At 44.0% G+C, this 15,598-nt stretch carries 16 protein-coding genes; 9 read left to right on the top strand and 7 right to left on the bottom strand.

Annotated features, from left to right (window positions below):
* Positions 1 to 88 precede the first annotated feature (88 nt).
* The 4 genes from AHMF7616_RS14480 (at position 89) to AHMF7616_RS14465 (ending at position 6,826) form a co-directional block, all read left to right on the top strand.
* Entirely contained in the window at positions 89 to 5,455 is a 5,367-nt protein-coding gene (locus tag AHMF7616_RS14480; protein WP_158546174.1) for an alpha-2-macroglobulin family protein, read from the top strand.
* Positions 5,456 to 5,733: 278 nt separating this feature from the next.
* The gene (locus AHMF7616_RS14475) at positions 5,734 to 6,234 is read left to right on the top strand and encodes a hypothetical protein (protein ID WP_115373535.1); all 501 of its coding nucleotides are present in this window, start codon (positions 5,734 to 5,736) and stop codon (positions 6,232 to 6,234) included.
* Positions 6,235 to 6,305: 71 nt separating this feature from the next.
* On the top strand, positions 6,306 to 6,539 hold the full coding sequence (locus tag AHMF7616_RS14470) for a hypothetical protein (protein WP_233507570.1): 234 nt from the start codon (positions 6,306 to 6,308) through the stop codon (positions 6,537 to 6,539).
* Positions 6,536 to 6,826 carry a type II toxin-antitoxin system RelE/ParE family toxin gene (locus AHMF7616_RS14465; RefSeq protein WP_115373534.1) on the top strand — a complete coding sequence of 97 codons (291 nt, stop codon included), beginning with the start codon at positions 6,536 to 6,538 and terminating at the stop codon, positions 6,824 to 6,826. The genes AHMF7616_RS14470 and AHMF7616_RS14465 overlap by 4 nt, the downstream gene beginning before the upstream one ends.
* A 329-nt stretch (positions 6,827 to 7,155) precedes the next feature.
* On the opposite strand, the gene AHMF7616_RS14460 is transcribed toward AHMF7616_RS14465, so the two are convergent.
* Positions 7,156 to 7,398: a DUF3820 family protein gene (locus AHMF7616_RS14460; protein ID WP_115373533.1), complete on the bottom strand. Its 243-nt coding sequence runs from the start codon at positions 7,396 to 7,398 to the stop codon at positions 7,156 to 7,158.
* 109 nt (positions 7,399 to 7,507) lie between these two features.
* Positions 7,508 to 7,954, bottom strand: a complete 447-nt coding sequence (locus tag AHMF7616_RS14455; protein ID WP_115373532.1) for a GNAT family N-acetyltransferase — start codon at positions 7,952 to 7,954, stop codon at positions 7,508 to 7,510.
* Positions 7,955 to 8,204: 250 nt separating this feature from the next.
* On the opposite strand from AHMF7616_RS14455, the gene AHMF7616_RS14450 reads away from it, so the two are divergent.
* The 3 genes from AHMF7616_RS14450 to AHMF7616_RS14440 all read left to right on the top strand — a co-directional run bounded on the left by AHMF7616_RS14450 (position 8,205) and on the right by AHMF7616_RS14440 (position 9,747).
* Complete coding sequence (locus tag AHMF7616_RS14450; protein ID WP_115373531.1) at positions 8,205 to 8,561, top strand: CZB domain-containing protein; 357 nt, start codon at positions 8,205 to 8,207, stop codon at positions 8,559 to 8,561.
* 227 nt (positions 8,562 to 8,788) lie between these two features.
* Positions 8,789 to 9,370: a GDP-mannose pyrophosphatase NudK gene (nudK, locus tag AHMF7616_RS14445; RefSeq protein WP_115373530.1), complete on the top strand. Its 582-nt coding sequence runs from the start codon at positions 8,789 to 8,791 to the stop codon at positions 9,368 to 9,370.
* On the top strand, positions 9,367 to 9,747 hold the full coding sequence (locus tag AHMF7616_RS14440; protein ID WP_115373529.1) for a DUF4406 domain-containing protein: 381 nt from the start codon (positions 9,367 to 9,369) through the stop codon (positions 9,745 to 9,747). The genes nudK and AHMF7616_RS14440 overlap by 4 nt, the downstream gene beginning before the upstream one ends.
* Before the next feature lie 81 nt (positions 9,748 to 9,828).
* Here AHMF7616_RS14440 and AHMF7616_RS14435 read toward each other — a convergent pair whose 3' ends face one another.
* The 5 genes from AHMF7616_RS14435 to trxA all read right to left on the bottom strand — a co-directional run bounded on the left by AHMF7616_RS14435 (position 9,829) and on the right by trxA (position 13,154).
* On the bottom strand, positions 9,829 to 10,290 hold the full coding sequence (locus tag AHMF7616_RS14435; RefSeq protein WP_115373528.1) for a DUF4268 domain-containing protein: 462 nt from the start codon (positions 10,288 to 10,290) through the stop codon (positions 9,829 to 9,831).
* A gap of 170 nt (positions 10,291 to 10,460) precedes the next feature.
* Positions 10,461 to 11,378 (bottom strand): TIGR01777 family oxidoreductase, encoded by a 918-nt coding sequence (locus AHMF7616_RS14430; protein WP_115373527.1) that lies wholly within the window; start codon positions 11,376 to 11,378, stop codon positions 10,461 to 10,463.
* A gap of 160 nt (positions 11,379 to 11,538) precedes the next feature.
* Entirely contained in the window at positions 11,539 to 12,216 is a 678-nt protein-coding gene (gene folE, locus AHMF7616_RS14425) for a GTP cyclohydrolase I FolE (protein ID WP_115373526.1), read from the bottom strand.
* On the bottom strand, positions 12,209 to 12,616 hold the full coding sequence (locus tag AHMF7616_RS14420) for a 6-pyruvoyl trahydropterin synthase family protein (RefSeq protein WP_115373525.1): 408 nt from the start codon (positions 12,614 to 12,616) through the stop codon (positions 12,209 to 12,211). The genes folE and AHMF7616_RS14420 overlap by 8 nt, the downstream gene beginning before the upstream one ends.
* A gap of 211 nt (positions 12,617 to 12,827) precedes the next feature.
* On the bottom strand, positions 12,828 to 13,154 hold the full coding sequence (trxA, locus tag AHMF7616_RS14415) for a thioredoxin (protein ID WP_106925492.1): 327 nt from the start codon (positions 13,152 to 13,154) through the stop codon (positions 12,828 to 12,830).
* A 316-nt stretch (positions 13,155 to 13,470) separates the two neighbouring features.
* Between trxA and AHMF7616_RS14410 the strand changes: the two genes are divergently transcribed.
* Together AHMF7616_RS14410 and AHMF7616_RS14405 are read left to right on the top strand one after the other, a co-directional pair.
* Positions 13,471 to 14,148, top strand: coding sequence for an outer membrane beta-barrel protein (locus tag AHMF7616_RS14410; protein ID WP_115373524.1), 678 nt, complete (start codon positions 13,471 to 13,473; stop codon positions 14,146 to 14,148).
* Positions 14,149 to 14,474: 326 nt separating this feature from the next.
* Positions 14,475 to 15,482 carry an SDR family oxidoreductase gene (locus AHMF7616_RS14405; RefSeq protein WP_115373523.1) on the top strand — a complete coding sequence of 336 codons (1,008 nt, stop codon included), beginning with the start codon at positions 14,475 to 14,477 and terminating at the stop codon, positions 15,480 to 15,482.
* The last annotated feature ends 116 nt before the right edge of the window (positions 15,483 to 15,598 follow it).

Raw genomic sequence — 15,598 nt, 5'->3', positions numbered from 1 at the left:
ATTTGCTTTTCTTCGCCTGTTTATGAACGCTTCTTGTTTTACTCGTCGTGTTAGTTCTCTGCTAACCAGATCCTTTTTTTTAATTTTTTTGTTTTTTAGTTGCCGCCCCAGTAGCAATGAACTGCAACTGGAAAGTAAAAATTTTACCGAGCAAATTGAACCGGCGCAAAACCTGGTTTTTGTTTTTAATAAAGACTTGGCTACTCCCGCGCAGTTGCAAAAATGGGATACTGCGGCTTATATCCAGTTTACGCCAACCGTGAAAGGCCGCTTTAAATGGAACACCCCCAACGAACTGGTATTTTCGCCGTTGCAGCCTTTTGCCCCCAGCACCGATTTTCAGGCGGAGTTTACGGAGAAATTGTTGCAGCATAGTTCCGAAAAGTACCCCTTGCCTAAGGCACAAAGCATCCGGTTTCACACGCCCTATTTAGATTTAGAGGAAGCCCGGGCTTTCTGGACCCAAAACGAAACTAATCCCGCCGAGTTGGAAGCCCGTCTGGATTTAAATTTTAATTATCCGGTAGTTCGCGCTTTATTAAAAAACCGGATACGCGTGTATAATGGTACCGTAGAGTTACCGGCCGAAGTAATACCGGGCAAAACCGGCGAGGCCGTAGCCGTGCGGCTAAAGAAAAATGCGGCTCTGCGCGACGATGCCCTGCCGGTACGCGTGAGTATTGCTCCTGGTTTAGCCACAGCCGGCAGTCGTTACCGAACCAAAGCCACCATCGAAAAAGAAGTGATTCTGCCCAGCCGACAAAACTTACAGATTTCCGAAGTAACCACCGGTGTAGAAAACGGGGAAGAACACATCTACGTGGCCACCACCTTGCCGGTACAAACCGATAACATCAGCACCTTGATTAAGCTGGAACCACGGGTAACATTTACCGTGGAAGAAATGGAAGGTGGTTTTATGCTGAAAGGCAATATGCCTCAGGAAAATACCTACGAACTAACCATTTCTAAAAACCTGACCGGCCTGGCGGGTACCAAAATGGGTCAGGATTACACCCATACGGTATCGTTTGCGGCGGTGCGGCCCGGCATTGGGTTTGTAAACGCCCGCAGCGTGTACCTGAGTAGCCAGGGAGCCCGCAACATTGCTCTTAACATCAACAAAGTGCCCCGCATTAAAGTAAGTATCGGTAAAATTTACGAAAACAATATTTTACGGGCTTTGCAGGACGGTAAATTGTACGAAGGCGAGTACGACGAAGAAGCCGAAGAATACCACGAAAGCTACGCTTATCCGGTAAACGAAACTAACGGCAACGTTATTTTTGAACGCGAATACGACACCAAAAACCTCCGGAAACAAGGCAACGCCTTCTTGCTAAACTTAGACCTCAACGACTTGGATTTCGACAGCGAATTTAAAGGCTTGTACGTGCTCACCGTAACCAGCACCGAGCAAAAGTGGCTGCGCGACTCCAAAATTATAGCGGTGTCGGATATTGGTTTAATCGCCAAACAAGGCAAAAACGACGTAATGGTTTTCGTAAACTCTATCCGCGAAGCCAAGGAATTATCGGGCGTGGAAATCCGGTTTATCAGTACCAACAACCAGGTTATTTACAAAGGCACTACCGACCAGGATGGAGTCGTTCGGTTTGCCGACATCGATAAACAAGCGCCGGATTTTAGAGTAGGTTTAATTACCGCCCGCCTGGGTGCCGATTTTACGTATTTGCCTTACAGCCAGACCCAGGTAAATACTTCCCGTTTTGAGGTAGGTGGCAAGCGGCTCAACGATATCCCTTACGATGCTTTTATTTACGGCGACCGCGATTTGTACCGGCCCGGCGACGTGATCCATTTGAACACCGTGGTACGTACCCCTGACTGGAAAACAGTAGCCGGCTTGCCAATAAAATTAAAATTATTACTGCCCAACGGCAAAGAATACAAAAGTGCCAAAGCCAAACTCAACCAACAAGGCGCCGCCGAAACCAGTTTTACCTTACCCGCCGCGGCCGTAACGGGCTCGTATACCGTAGAAGTATATTCCGGTAACGATGTTTTGCTGAATTCTCAGAAAATTGGCGTCGAAGAATTTATTTCGGACCGTTTAAAAGTAACCGCCACTTTGAACAAACTTAGTTTTAGCGCCGGCGAAAGTGTCATCACCAAGCTTACGGCTCTAAACTTATTCGGGCCACCCGCGGCTAATCGTAATTACGAAGTACAGCTTAGTTTAAAGAAAAAGTTATTCGAAGCTAAAAAGTTTTCCGAGTATCTTTTTGATATTGTTACTTCCGGAGCAGTGGATATTCAGAACAGCGTCCGGCAAGGGCAAACCAATGCGCAGGGCGAAGGACAGGAAAGTTTTACGCTGGCCGATTACCAGGATGTAGGTTTACTCGATGGCTCGGTGTATGCCACGGTTTTCGATGAAACGGGCCGCCCGGTAAACCGGCTGGCTAAATTTGAGGTAAGCACCCAACCCGTGTTTTACGGTATCCGCGATTTTGATGAATACGTGAGTACCCGGCAGCCTATGCGCATTCCGCTCCTGGCTGTAAATAAAACCGGTCAACCCGTAGCTGCTCCAGCCAGGGTGCAACTGGTGCGTTTTACGTACGAATCGGTTATTGAACGTTCCCCGGATGAAGCTTATAACTACAAATCACAACGCAAAGAAACGGTGGTGAGCAGCCGTGTAATTAATATACCCATAGGCGGGGCCCCGTTTACTTTTACGCCCGTAGCTTCCGGCGATTACGAAATCCGGGTGTTGCGGCCTGGAGCCAGTAATTACGTGGCCCAGGGTTTTTACGCCTACGGTTTTGGCGATACCGAGAGTACCTCGTTTGAAGTAAACAACGAAGGCGAAGTAGATATTACGCTGGATAAACCGGAGTACGAAGTAGGCGAAGAAGCCAAAATCTTGTTTAAATCGCCGTTTGCCGGTAAAATTCTGGTAACCGTGGAGCGCGACAAAGTATTTAGTTACCATTACCTTAAAACCGATAAAAAAGCAGCCTCCCTCACCCTCCCGATTAAAGATACATTTTTGCCAACCTTGTACATTACGGCTACGGCCTTGCGCCCGGTAAAAGATAACAGTTTGCCGCTCACGGTGGCCCGCGGGTTTAAACCTGTAACCATTACGCAAAAAAGCACCAAGCTGGAGGTGGCCATTACGGCTCCCGAAACTTCCCGCTCGCAGCGCACCCAGCAAATTAAAGTAAATACCGCTCCTAATGCCGAAGTAACTTTGGCGGTGGTGGATGAAGGCATCTTGCAATTAAAAGATTACCAAACGCCCAACCCTTACAACTTCTTTTACCAGAAGCGGGCTTTAGAAGTAAATGCCTACGATTTGTATCCATTCTTATTTCCCGAATTTACCGGTAAGCGTTCCAGCTTTGGCGGCGATGGCTACGATTTAGAAAAACGCATTAATCCGCTTACATCCAAACGGGTAAAATTAGTAGCGCAGTGGAGCGGCCATTTAAAAACCAATTCGAATGGCGAAGCTACGGTAAAAGTAAATATTCCGCAGTTTTCGGGAGCGTTGCGGGTAATGGCCGTAGCCTACAAGGACAATGCTTTTGGTTCTTCGGAAAAAACCGTGCGGGTAGCCGACCCGGTAGTTATTAGTACAGCCTTGCCGCGGTTTATGAGCCCCAAAGATACCATTCTGGTACCCGTTACGCTCAGCAATACCACAACCAGAAGTGCCACCGCCAGCAGCGACTTAGATGTAACCGGGTCCTTACGGGTAGTGGGCACCACCAGCCAACCAGCCAACCTGGCGGGTAACAGCGAAGCCCGGGTAATGTACAAAGTAGTGGCTGCTAATACCATCGGGCAGGCGGCAATAACGGTAAACGTAAAAGCTTTAGGTGAATCATTCCGGAACCGTACCGATATTACCGTGCGGCCGGCCGCTTCACTCACCAAAATTACCGGCTCCGGTTCCTTAAACAATACGGCTACCGCCGATATTAAAGCCACGCACGATTTTCTGCCAACTTCGGTGGCCTCGCGCCTGGTTATAAGTAAATCGCCTTTAACCCAATTTACCGACGATATTACTTATTTGCTGCAATACCCGTACGGCTGCCTGGAGCAAACAGTATCTACGGCGTTCCCGCTATTGTATTACTCTGATTTGGCCCGCGCTTTGAACCAGGATCGTCAGACCCGTACGTTTAACCCGAATTACCTGGTGCAGGAAGCTATTACCAAAATAGAAGCCATGCAGCAGTACGACGGCGGTTTTACCTATTGGCCTGGCCAAACCGATACCCATTGGTGGACGAGTACCTACGCGACCCACTTTCTGCTCGAGGCGAAAAAAGCAGGTTATCCCGTAAACGCTACCGTACTCAGTAAAGTACTGGTTTATCTGCAACGCAAAGTAAAAGGCCGGGCCATGGAAGAATACCGCTTTTACGATGCCAAACGTCAGGTGCAGAGCAAATTTATTGCGGCCCACGAAATTACGTACTCGCTGTACGTGCTCAGCGTGGCAGGCAAAACCGATTGGGCCACCATGAACTACTACAAAGCTAAGCCCGATCTATTAGCCCTGGATGAAAAATACGTTTTGGCCAGCACCTATGCGCTAAGCGGTAACCGCGAAAGTTTTAATCAATTGTTACCACCTGCCTTTACGGGCCAAACTTCTGTAAGGGCTTTGGATGGCAGTTTTTACTCCGCTATGCGCGACCGGGCGCTTTCCCTGAATAGTTTGCTCGAAGCCGATCCGGATAATCCGCAGGTGGGTATTCTGGCCCGGCACTTATCGGGGGAGTTGCGCTCGAACCGGTGGTTTAACACCCAGGAACGGGCCTTTGCCTTACTGGCTTTAGGGAAGCTTTCTCGCCGCGGGCAAGGCAATGCTACCGCCAAAGTATACCAAAATGGCAAACTAATCGCTTCGTTTACTGGCAGGCCGCTTACGATCACCAATAAACTAAATCAGGGTAATCTCTCGATCCGGGGGAGTGGACAAGGTACGCTCTATTATTTCTGGGATGTAGAAGGCATCAGCCAGAGTGGCAGTTATAAAGAAGAAGATAGTTTCCTGCAGGTTCGAAAAACCTTCCTGGACCGCAACGGCAACAAAATTACGGGTAATCTATTCCGGCAAAACGATTTGGTGGTCGTGCGCTTGGCGCTGCAAACCCAGGATGGCCGCAGCATCCCAAACGTAGCCATTACTGATTTGCTGCCGGCCGGCTTCGAGATCGAAAATCCCCGCTTATCCTCCGAACGCGAACTTACCTGGGCCCGGGACCTCTCCGTACCCGACCACATCGACATTCGCGATGACCGCATCAACATTTACACCACAGCTACTGCTAAACCCAAGTACTTTTATTACCAGGTCCGCGCCGTATCACCCGGCACTTTCCAGATGGGACCCGTGGGCGCCGATGCCATGTATAACGCTGAGTATCATTCGTATAGCGGTGGGAGAGTCGTGCGGGTAAGGTGATAGAGTTGAGAATATTTTATGTTAAAGAAGTAATAAAAATAGCTAACACTTAGAGGAAAATGTGTATCACTGTTTTGCTAAATGAAACTACTATAATAGATCTTTATATGAAATTTAAATATTTTAGAATAAGATTTAAATAACATAAAAGTTAAATACTTATCCTTAGAAGTTTGTAATTTAAACCTTTGGTAAAATCAATTATATAATTTAAAAATTATAAATTAAATATATACTTTGAGTGTTTGACAGCATTTAAAGTATAAATACATTAAGATATGGAAGAAAAAGTAACTTGTCCTAAATGTAATTCTGACCAAATAATTGCTAATCAAAAGGGATTTAGTAGTGGTAAAGCAGTAGCAGGAGCCGTATTAACCGGAGGAGTTGGTCTTTTAGCTGGATTCCACGGCAGTAAAGATATTATTGTTTCCTGCTTAAAATGTGGTAATAGTTGGAACCCTAAAGAACTGCAAGAGAAAGAAAGGAAACAGGAAGATGCAGAAATTTCCCAAATGAAAAGAAAGGAGAGTACAAGGGCTTTCTTAGAAAAAGATAATTGGGAAAAAAGAATTAGAAAAGCATATGAAGCTAATGATATTCAAAAAGCCGAAAAGCTGTATTTGACAAAACACCAGTTTAACTTACGTTTTCCAGATATTCATTATGTGTATACTTACCTTAAGAAAAAGAAACGCAATAATACACTCCTTCTAATTGGAGTAGTCGTCTTTTTGCTTTTGTTTTTAGTAATTATGTTTTTTCCAATATCACTCTAAGTATTCTCTGCTAGATGTAGTTACAAACTATTGCTACTCTTTGATTATCTCTCAACTTATAAATTAATAACATGAAATCAACCGAACTGAAATCAAATATTCATCAACTAATAGATAGTATTCAAAGTGAACAATTACTACAATCGCTATTCGATTTTTTAAAATCGCGGGAAAATAGCGAAACTGGTAAGTTTTGGAATTCTTTAACCGAGGAGCAGAAGAATGAAGTATTGTTGGCTTACGAAGAATCCGAAGATGAAGATAAATTAGTAGATGCCAAATCAGTTTTCAAAAAGCTTTCATGAATATCCTTTTAACTAAACGAGCAGAAAGAAGTTATAAAGCAATAAGAGAATATATACAACAAGAATGGGGTGACAAAGTAGCGGAAGCTTTTGAACAGAAGATAGTTGACTTTTTAGCGTTACTAAAAAGCTTTCCTGAAATGGGGTCTATAGCTGTAGCAGATAAGAAAATATACGGTTTTCAGGTTACCAAACAAACCCAGGTACTTTATAGAATAAAAGGAGATCATATTATAATTCTGACTTTTTTTGATGTTAGGCAAGATCCAACCAAGAAGTTTAAATAAACTAATTGAATTAGATTAGTTTATTTAAAAAGTAATAATTCGCTACCACCAGTTACGCTGCGCTAAACTGGCGGTAGAAATCTAGTAAAAGCCGGTTTAGTGGAAAAAGCCGAGGAATTATTTATACAGTGGTGCCCGCAATTACTCCGCGCTGACAGGTTTGATGGCTATTGATTATAGCTAGATATCGCTACAAACTATACTAAGCTACAGGCGGATTATGCAGGATTGTACGGAAAAGAAGCCAAAAACTTGGCAATGCCTCATAGTTCATTAAGAACTTAGGATTGTAAGTTTAACCCTTAATTTTTTTAAATTTTATCGGGTGTTTAGCCTTGCTTCAGCTGCTTTTTAATAGGTTCCAGCAAATAGGTTAATCCGTTTAGTTTTATCTCATACAAAGTATTTAATTGAATGCCTAGTTTGCCCGTTGGAAAACCTTCTTTATATAACCACTCCAGGTAAGATATGGGTAAATCGCAAAGGGTAGTGCCTTTGTACTTGCCAAAGGGCATTTTCAGACGCACTAAATCCAGTAATATCTCGGAATTGGGTTGGGTAGGTTCCAGCATTTTGGATTATGAGATACAGGTAATTTTAAATTTTTGATCGAGTAAGTAATATTGGCCGGCCAGAAAAATTTTTAATTTTAGAACTGGCTGATGTTGGAGTATTCTAATTTCAGGCTTTAATCATATGAATATGATCAATGCCATCTTCATCGTACACCTCTCCGGTTTGTACAAAATTAAACTTTTCGTAAAAAGCTTTGGCGTAGAGCTGGGCACCAATTTTTATTGGGCCGGGGCCATATAAATCGTAACAAGCTGCAATGGCGGCGGCCACTAACTCTTTACCTAAGCCAGAGCCTCTGGCGGCAGGGCTCGTTACAATCCTCCCGATGGACATGTGGTCGTAGTATAAACCGGGCGCGAGCAGACGGGCGCAAGCCGCTAACTGGTTGTTCTGATAAAGCAACAAATGGTAACATTCCTGGTCTTTATTATCCATATCCAGAAAAACGCAATCCTGCTCTACCACAAAAACTTCGCTGCGCAAGCGCAACACATCGTATAATTCGTAAGGAGTAAGAGCGGCAAAGAGTTTACAAACTTGATGAAACAACATGTAATTTTTATTTCTTTAGCAATTCCTATTTTATCAGCAACAAAGATAAATAATTGGCAGCTCGGTCAGATGCAGCAAAGTTTATAACAGATAAATAAAGTGATAGGTGGCCATTTTAATTGTACTTCACGTAAAATAGTTCATATCATAGCGTAGTAAAGCAATCTGCCTAAATATTAACAACTGTTGGTTAATCGCTAAATCATTTACTTTGTGTTTTTTCTTATAAGAAAGGTCAGAAAAAAGAAGTATGGAGTTTCTGAATCACCAGCTTAAACTTGCCGTTACGAAACATTTTTTGTTTAAATCAAAGGTAAAGTCTTTTGTTTACGGCGTGGATACTCCCCTGGAACCTATTCTGGATCACCGACAATGCAACTTTGGAATTTGGATCAAAGATTTTGGCTTTCCTCTGTATGGGCACATTCCGGCTATGCAGGAACTGGGCAAAGTGCACGAAGAAATTCATGATTACGCTACTTACCTGGTTAATTTAAAAAAAGCCAATAAAGACGAAGAGGCCATTACCGGCCTAGTGGGTTTAGAAGAAAGGGCCGATCATATCATTCGTCTACTCCAAGTCATTCAGGCTAAATTAACAGCTTAACTAATTGCTGGTTGATTTTTGGCGTAACAGCTGAACAGTCTGCCATTATCGGCTACTATTCTTACTTTTAAAAAGTGACTGTATTCCTGCATTCCGGAGTAGTTAGAAGCCTGTTTTTTTAAATTTTTACCTTTGTTTTAGCCCCGTTGAATAACAGGAAATATGTAATTTGCTGCCGCACAAGCAAAATGTTATTTTTCAAGCCTACAATTTAAACAAAATCCAAAATGAACAGCAACGTAAAAATCCGGCAGACCGAGGTTTTGTCGGATAATTGGTACACCCTGCGCAAAGTAACTTACGATTATTTAACCAAAGAAGGAACCTGGCAAACCCAAAGCCGCGAAGCTTACGACCGGGGCAATGGTGCCACTATTTTATTGTACAACCAAGAGCAAAAAACGGTAATTCTTACCCGGCAATTTCGCTTACCCACCTTTGTAAACGGCAACCCCACGGGCATGCTCATCGAAGCTTGTGCCGGTTTGTTAGATAAAGACAATGCCGAAGACTGCATTAAGCGCGAAACCGAAGAAGAAACCGGTTACCAAGTATCGGATGTACGAAAGATTTTTGAAGCCTACATGTCGCCGGGCTCCGTTACCGAGATTTTATATTTTTTTGTAGCAGAATACGCCAAAGACATGAAAGTAAACGAAGGGGGCGGAGTAGCCCACGAGCAGGAAAATATTGAAGTGCTGGAGTTGCCATTGGATGAGGCTTTGCACATGATTAAAACCGGCGAAATAAAAGATGCGAAAACCATTATGTTGCTGCAATACGCTAAACTCGAGAACCTGCTGGCATGAAAACCGATGAACCTTTGCTAATTTTAGTGGCAGGGCCGTACCGCTCCGGCACCCAAGACGATCCTGCCAAAATTGCGGCTAACGTGCACCACATGACTACTGTAGCCCTGGAACTCTATCAACGCGGCCATTTACCGGTGTTGGGGGAGTGGTTTGCTTTGCCTTTAGTGGAAGCCGCTGGTTCTAAACAAACCGGCGATGCGGTATTTAATGCTATTTTTCACCCGGTAGCCATCCGGTTAATCGATAAATGCGATGCCGTTCTCCGGATTGGCAGTGCCTCTCAGGGGGCCGACGAAATGGTAAGCATGGGGCAGGCCAAGGGTAAACGTATATTTTACAACCAGAAAGATATACCCGAAGTGGAGGAGTTCTAGCTCAATTTAAAAAACCGCTTGTGAAGCTTCTGAAACACGGCCGATGTTTGAAAGTAAATTGCTCTAGCAAGTGCGAAGTAGTTACCGCAAATCCTCGAAGGCATATTGGGCATCGCTCCAAAAAGCATCTAGGGCGATGATGCGGGGTTTAAAAAAGGAAATCAACGTGGGCCAATCTTCGCGGTTAAAAACATTAACCGGAGTTATTTCCTGGTAAATGCGCGAAATAATTTTGCTGTTCTCGTCCGGAACATGCGGTTGCCAAATCCATTCTTCCGCTACGGTTTCGTGTAATAAGTTTTTTAAAGCTAAAAACTGCTCCATAAAAAACTCTTGAATTTCTATATCAGGATGCGTAATCTCTATCCCGATGGAGGCCATTTGTTTATCGGCTTTCATCCGGAAATACAAATGCTTAAACCCGGTATTGTAGTTGAGCCAGTTGGCTTTTAATCCTTCTGCAGAAAGCACGGGCAGCATGTATTGTCCAAAGACGGTCCAGAAAGCTTGCCTTAGCTGAGAGGCTTGTTCGCGGGTGTACATAATCGAAATAACAATACCATAACGGAAAAACGTTTCCTGTACGTAAATTCGAGTTTAAATTTTAAAAACAAATAAGCTAGTGGCAGGAACAAGTAGATTTAACGCCAAATTTTAAATTTTTTAAAATACGGTAAGTCAGTGTTGAGCCTAAATTGCTTTAACGCCTATTGTTATGCTTCTTTTACGTAAAACGATTCCAAGGCTTCTTCGAGGTAATTATATTCGTAGGTAAAACCCGTTTGTAACACTTTATTGGCGCTTACCCGCGAGCCGCCCAGCACGGTTTCGCTCATTTCGCCCAACATCAATTTCAAACCAAATGCCGGTACTTTTAAACCTGTAAGCGGCTTATGTAATACTTCGGCTAATTGGTGGGTAAATTCTTCGTTGGTAACCGGGTGAGGCGCTACGGCATTGTATACTCCCTGAAACTGGTGATCCTCGAGAGCCGCGATGAGTAAACGGCACATATCGTCCAGGTGAATCCAGGATATATATTGCCGGCCCGAACCCAGCGGGGCGCCTACCATTAGCTTAATAGGTTTAGCTAATTGGGGCAAGGCGCCGCCTTCTTTACTCAGCACAATGCCAATCCGGAAAATAACCGTGCGAATATTTAAGTTACGGGCCTGATTGGCAGCCGTTTCCCAGTCGCGGCAAACATCCGCCAGAAAGTCGTTTTCGGCCGAACTGCTTTCTTCGGCTACCAGGCGCTCCCCGCTGTTACCGTAAATGCCAACCGCTGAAGCTGATATAAAGCCTTTTACGTGGTGGGACGTTTTTTTTAATTGCTCGATGAGCAGGTTGGTGCCATGAACGCGGCTGTCCCTAATTTCGTGTTTTCGCTTATCCGTCCATTTGCCATCGGCTACCCCGGCACCCGCCAGGTTAATAATGTAATCGGTGTAGGTAAGGGCTTTTTCTTCGATGTAATTATTTTCAATATCCCATTTAAAAGTTTGATAATGGGATTGTTTGCCATTATTCCGGCTTAAATGGGCTACTTCGTAGCCTAAATCTATGAGCATTTCCGACAGTCGGGTACCAATCAGGCCCGTGCCGCCGGTTATTAATATTTTACCAGCCATTTAATTTGTTTCCGTTGCGTTAGTTAACAACAAGTGAGTTACTAAAACGAAACAACTCAATAAGTAGGCCATACGTGCGATCGGAGGTAATAGCCTTAAAGTTATAAAATAAATTATAATTACTATATATTATAAGTAAATTATTCAAAATAATTCGAGATTACTTTCGGATGTACTGCAAAAACTCTTGCCGGTATTTATCTTCCTGAAAAAGACCAGTAAACTCAGTAGTAATGGTGCTACTCCCTACATCGTTTACCCCCCGGCTCATGACGCATAAGTGATCGGCTTCAATGTATACCGCTACGTTTTGGGTATGCAACACGTTTTTTAACTCATCGGCTATTTGCATGGTTAAGCGTTCCTGTACCTGGGGGCGTTTGGCAAAATACTGCACAATGCGGTTTAATTTAGAAAGGCCCACCACGTTGTTTTCCGGAATATACGCCACATGAGCTTTACCAATGATCGGTACAAAGTGGTGTTCGCAGTACGAGTAAATGGTAATATCGCGCTCTACCAGCATCTGGTTATAGGCATACCGGTTCTCAAACAGTTTCGCTTGGGGTTTATTTTCGGGATTAAGTCCCCGGAATACTTCGTTTACGTACATTTTTGCCACACGGTGTGGCGTGCCTTGCAAGCTATCGTCGGTAAGGTCTAAGCCCAACGTGTGCATAATCTCGCGAAAGTAAAAGGTAATGCGTTCTATTTTTTCGGCATCGCTCAGGGCAAAAGCATCGGGCCGCAGCGGCGTTTCAATAGAAGTGTTTGAGGAAATAGGGTCGGTTTCTTCCGGTTCCAAATCTAAGGGTATATTAGGAGTAAGTTTATCCATGGTATTCAACAAAATTGCGGTCGGTTTCGAATAAGGTAACGGATAGCGCGTAAGCCGCCGAAATTTTTTCCCGAAGCCGGTTCCAGATAACGATGGCAATGTTTTCAGCTGTGGGATTGAGATTTTTAAACTCCTCCGTATCCAAATTTAAATTTTGATGGTCGAATCTGGCTAGAATTTCGTCTTGGATCAGGTCACTGAGTAATTTCATGTCGTACACGTAGCCTGTTTCGGGGTTTACCTCGCCCGTTAATTTAACCGTGAGGGAGTAATTATGGCCGTGGTAGTTCGGATTATTGCATTTGCCAAATACCCTTTGGTTCATTTCGGGACTCCAAGCGGGGTTATTCAGCCGATGCGCGGCGTTAAAGTGTTCTTTTCGGCAAACAGTTATTTTCATCAGTATACTTTAACAAGCTATTCTCCTAAAATGTTCTGACGCTATTTTCTTTCGACTTACCCAGATCTAGTTATTGCGTTACAAAAAAAGGTCAGTTGCTGCCCTGCAAGTTAGCAGATAGGTATAAAATTGGGCTACTCGATTCAGCTATAAAAAGTAAAAGCCCCTTTGCTAGTTAGCAAAAGGGCTTTTAAATAAAAATTTAAAATTATTAGGCAATTTGGGCGTCTAATTTCTGAGCTAAGGCCGCTTTCGGTACGGCACCTACTTGCTTATCTACTACCTGGCCGTTTTTGAATACCAGCAGGGTAGGTATACTGCGAATACCAAACTTAGCAGAAGTTTGCGGATTAGCATCCACGTCTACTTTTCCCACGACTACTTTGCCTTCGTACTCGCCGGCTAATTGCTCCACTACGGGGCCTACCATGCGGCAAGGTCCGCACCACTCGGCCCAGAAGTCTACCAGTACGGGTTTATCGGAATTGATCACTTCATCGAAGTTTGCATCGGTTATTTCAATTGCTTTGTGTGCCATAACTTTTAAAATTAAGCATTAAAATTAATTATATATAATAGGGTATTTGCTTCAAATATGGTTCCAATACCAGTTACTGCCATATCGGCTTACTTTCCTATAACTCCAAACAAGTTATTAAGTTTTAAAATTTAAGAAAGTTTTGTAAACTTATCGTAAAAACACGATAAAAGCAAATTTTGTTCTATCTGCCAAGGTGTCCGGCTACCATGGCAGCTTTTTTTTATTTTTATTAGTTGGGAAGTAGAGCAACCCGTCGAGAGATTTTAACATCTGGTAGTGACAAGTGTTTCCAACATTACTCAACGAACATCTCATGAAAACTACCTTTGCTCTTATCTTTCTGCTTTTTACATCGGTACTGGTTTGGGCGCAGCAATTAAACCCAGCAGGCGACCCAGTTAAAAAATTTTATGTAGGTGTCGATTTTAATGTTACTCCTTATTACCTGAATTACAACGCTCATCAATCTCCCCCAATCCTGCATGGTACTAACTTTACCCCGTATCCGGGCATACATGTAGGTTATCAGGTAAGTAAAAGAGCGCGGATACAAATTGGAGCTGCTTATGCTACTAACCGCTACTACCAACAGGCGAGTACACGCGATAACAATGGCGTGCTGGAGGGTAATTACGATGCTGTAAATACCAAAGGCCTGATTGTTCCGGTGTCTTTTCGCTACGATTTTTTAGATGTATCCAAGCGATTTCGAGCCTATGGTTTTGCTACCTTAACCACCGTTTACGCCCATTCTGCTTTAAAAAGTACAGCTACCCGCGATGGCGTTGTGCTGGATAGTTACCAAACAAAGGCGTCTGGAGTAAGCTTATCTATGGGCCTTGGTTTAGGTGTAAACTACCGTTTAAACAACCGCTTTCGTGTATTTGGGGAGTATTCCGTCGTAAATCGTAATATAACAGGTGGTTGGGTCCCAAACAGGCGCGGCTTAGATATTAACCTGCTTAACATGGGACTGAACTATACGTTCTAATAAAGACTTCCACGCTGATAATAGCCAGTTTGGTTTGTATCCTCCATAATTACATTGTAATCTTTATTGGTGCGGGTTTCGGGAAATCAATGTGGAATTTATGTTCTGTTGCTTTCGAACGATTGTGAGTAATACTAATTTAAATTCAAGTAGTTAGTAACTGTTTTGGGAGAATAAAAGTATAGTATTCCGTAGTGGAGCCCGATACAGCTAAAAGTATTGGTTTGATAAACGGAAACCAGGTAAAAGCAGACTTAACTATTTAGGGTTCTTTCTACAGCCTCGTTCCGGATTTAATTAAAAATTTAAAAAAGTATTGCTTTACCATGAAAGAAGAACAAAAAATGAGCAGACGCTCGGTTATAGGTAAACTGGGTGCCGGCTTAGCTTCGGCGGCGGTAGGAACCGGTTTAGCGGCCGAAGGCGCTACCCCCTTTACCGAAGCCGAACCAGCCAAATTAGAAAACCCCAATAGTAAATACCCGAAGCCGCCTTTTAAAGGCCAATCGCAGCCCTGGCCAGGGCTAGCCAGTAAAATGGACCCAAAGCCCGATCACGGCGAGAAAAGTTACAAAGGCTCCGGTCGTTTAAAAGGACGGAAAGCCTTAATTACGGGGGGCGACTCAGGCATGGGGCGCGCGGCAGCCATTGCGTATGCCCGCGAAGGAGCCGATGTAGCGATTAACTATTTGCCGGCCGAAGAACCGGATGCTCAGGAAGTAGTGGCCATTATTAAAGCCGAAGGCCGCAAAGCCATAGCCATTCCGGGCGATATCCGCGACGAAGCTTTTTGCCAGAAAATGGTAGCCGATGCCGTAAAAGGTTTAGGCGGATTAGATATTTTGGTAAGTAACGCGGCGCGCCAACAAACCAAGCCTTCTATCCTGGACATAACCTCCGAGGATTTCGACGCTACCATGAAGACGAATATTTACGCACCTTTTTGGATTATAAAAGCAGCGCTCCCGCATTTACAACCCGGCTCGGTTATAATTGGTACTACTTCGGAGCAGGCCACCGATCCTTCGGCGGAGCTGTACGATTATGCGCAAACTAAAGCCGCTACTACCAACTACGTGCGGTCCTTGGCCAAACAACTCGCGCCCAAAGGTATTCGGGTAAACGGTGTAGCGCCCGGCCCCATCTGGACACCTTTACAGGTAAGCGGCGGCGCTACCCAGGAAAAATTAAAAAGTTTTGGGGGCGATACGCCCATGGGCCGACCCGGCCAACCCGTGGAATTAGGATCTATTTATGTACAACTAGCTGCCAGTGACGCTAGTTATGCCACCGGCCAGATTTATGGCGCCATGGGCGGCGGCGGACAACCTTAATAGTGCCTGAACCAGAGTAAAATTTAAAAATTTATAAAAAACGAGGCAGATTTATCTGCCTCATTTTTTTATGTAAAATTCTTATTATCTAGGGCTGTTCCAGGCAAGTAGTTTTA

This window comes from Adhaeribacter pallidiroseus, from assembly GCF_003340495.1.
GTDB classification, from domain to species: domain Bacteria; phylum Bacteroidota; class Bacteroidia; order Cytophagales; family Hymenobacteraceae; genus Adhaeribacter; species Adhaeribacter pallidiroseus.
The sequence above is the reverse complement of the archived record's forward strand: the minus strand, read 5'-3'. Positions and strand labels throughout refer to the sequence as shown.

Bases quoted from the DNA above. Each gene is read 5' to 3' on its own strand.
- AHMF7616_RS14455 (WP_115373532.1), bottom strand. From the start codon at position 7,954: ATGTTGTTTCATCAAGTTTGTAAACTCTTTGCCGCTCTTACTCCTTAC.
- AHMF7616_RS14410 (WP_115373524.1), top strand. From the start codon at position 13,471: ATGAAAACTACCTTTGCTCTTATCTTTCTGCTTTTTACATCGGTACTG.
- nudK (WP_115373530.1), top strand. From the start codon at position 8,789: ATGAACAGCAACGTAAAAATCCGGCAGACCGAGGTTTTGTCGGATAAT.
- AHMF7616_RS14440 (WP_115373529.1), top strand. From the start codon at position 9,367: ATGAAAACCGATGAACCTTTGCTAATTTTAGTGGCAGGGCCGTACCGC.
- trxA (WP_106925492.1), bottom strand. From the start codon at position 13,154: ATGGCACACAAAGCAATTGAAATAACCGATGCAAACTTCGATGAAGTG.
- AHMF7616_RS14475 (WP_115373535.1), top strand. From the start codon at position 5,734: ATGGAAGAAAAAGTAACTTGTCCTAAATGTAATTCTGACCAAATAATT.
- AHMF7616_RS14435 (WP_115373528.1), bottom strand. From the start codon at position 10,290: ATGTACACCCGCGAACAAGCCTCTCAGCTAAGGCAAGCTTTCTGGACC.
- AHMF7616_RS14450 (WP_115373531.1), top strand. From the start codon at position 8,205: ATGGAGTTTCTGAATCACCAGCTTAAACTTGCCGTTACGAAACATTTT.
- AHMF7616_RS14460 (WP_115373533.1), bottom strand. From the start codon at position 7,398: ATGCTGGAACCTACCCAACCCAATTCCGAGATATTACTGGATTTAGTG.
- AHMF7616_RS14405 (WP_115373523.1), top strand. From the start codon at position 14,475: ATGAAAGAAGAACAAAAAATGAGCAGACGCTCGGTTATAGGTAAACTG.
- AHMF7616_RS14420 (WP_115373525.1), bottom strand. From the start codon at position 12,616: ATGAAAATAACTGTTTGCCGAAAAGAACACTTTAACGCCGCGCATCGG.
- folE (WP_115373526.1), bottom strand. From the start codon at position 12,216: ATGGATAAACTTACTCCTAATATACCCTTAGATTTGGAACCGGAAGAA.
- AHMF7616_RS14470 (WP_233507570.1), top strand. From the start codon at position 6,306: ATGAAATCAACCGAACTGAAATCAAATATTCATCAACTAATAGATAGT.
- AHMF7616_RS14465 (WP_115373534.1), top strand. From the start codon at position 6,536: ATGAATATCCTTTTAACTAAACGAGCAGAAAGAAGTTATAAAGCAATA.
- AHMF7616_RS14430 (WP_115373527.1), bottom strand. From the start codon at position 11,378: ATGGCTGGTAAAATATTAATAACCGGCGGCACGGGCCTGATTGGTACC.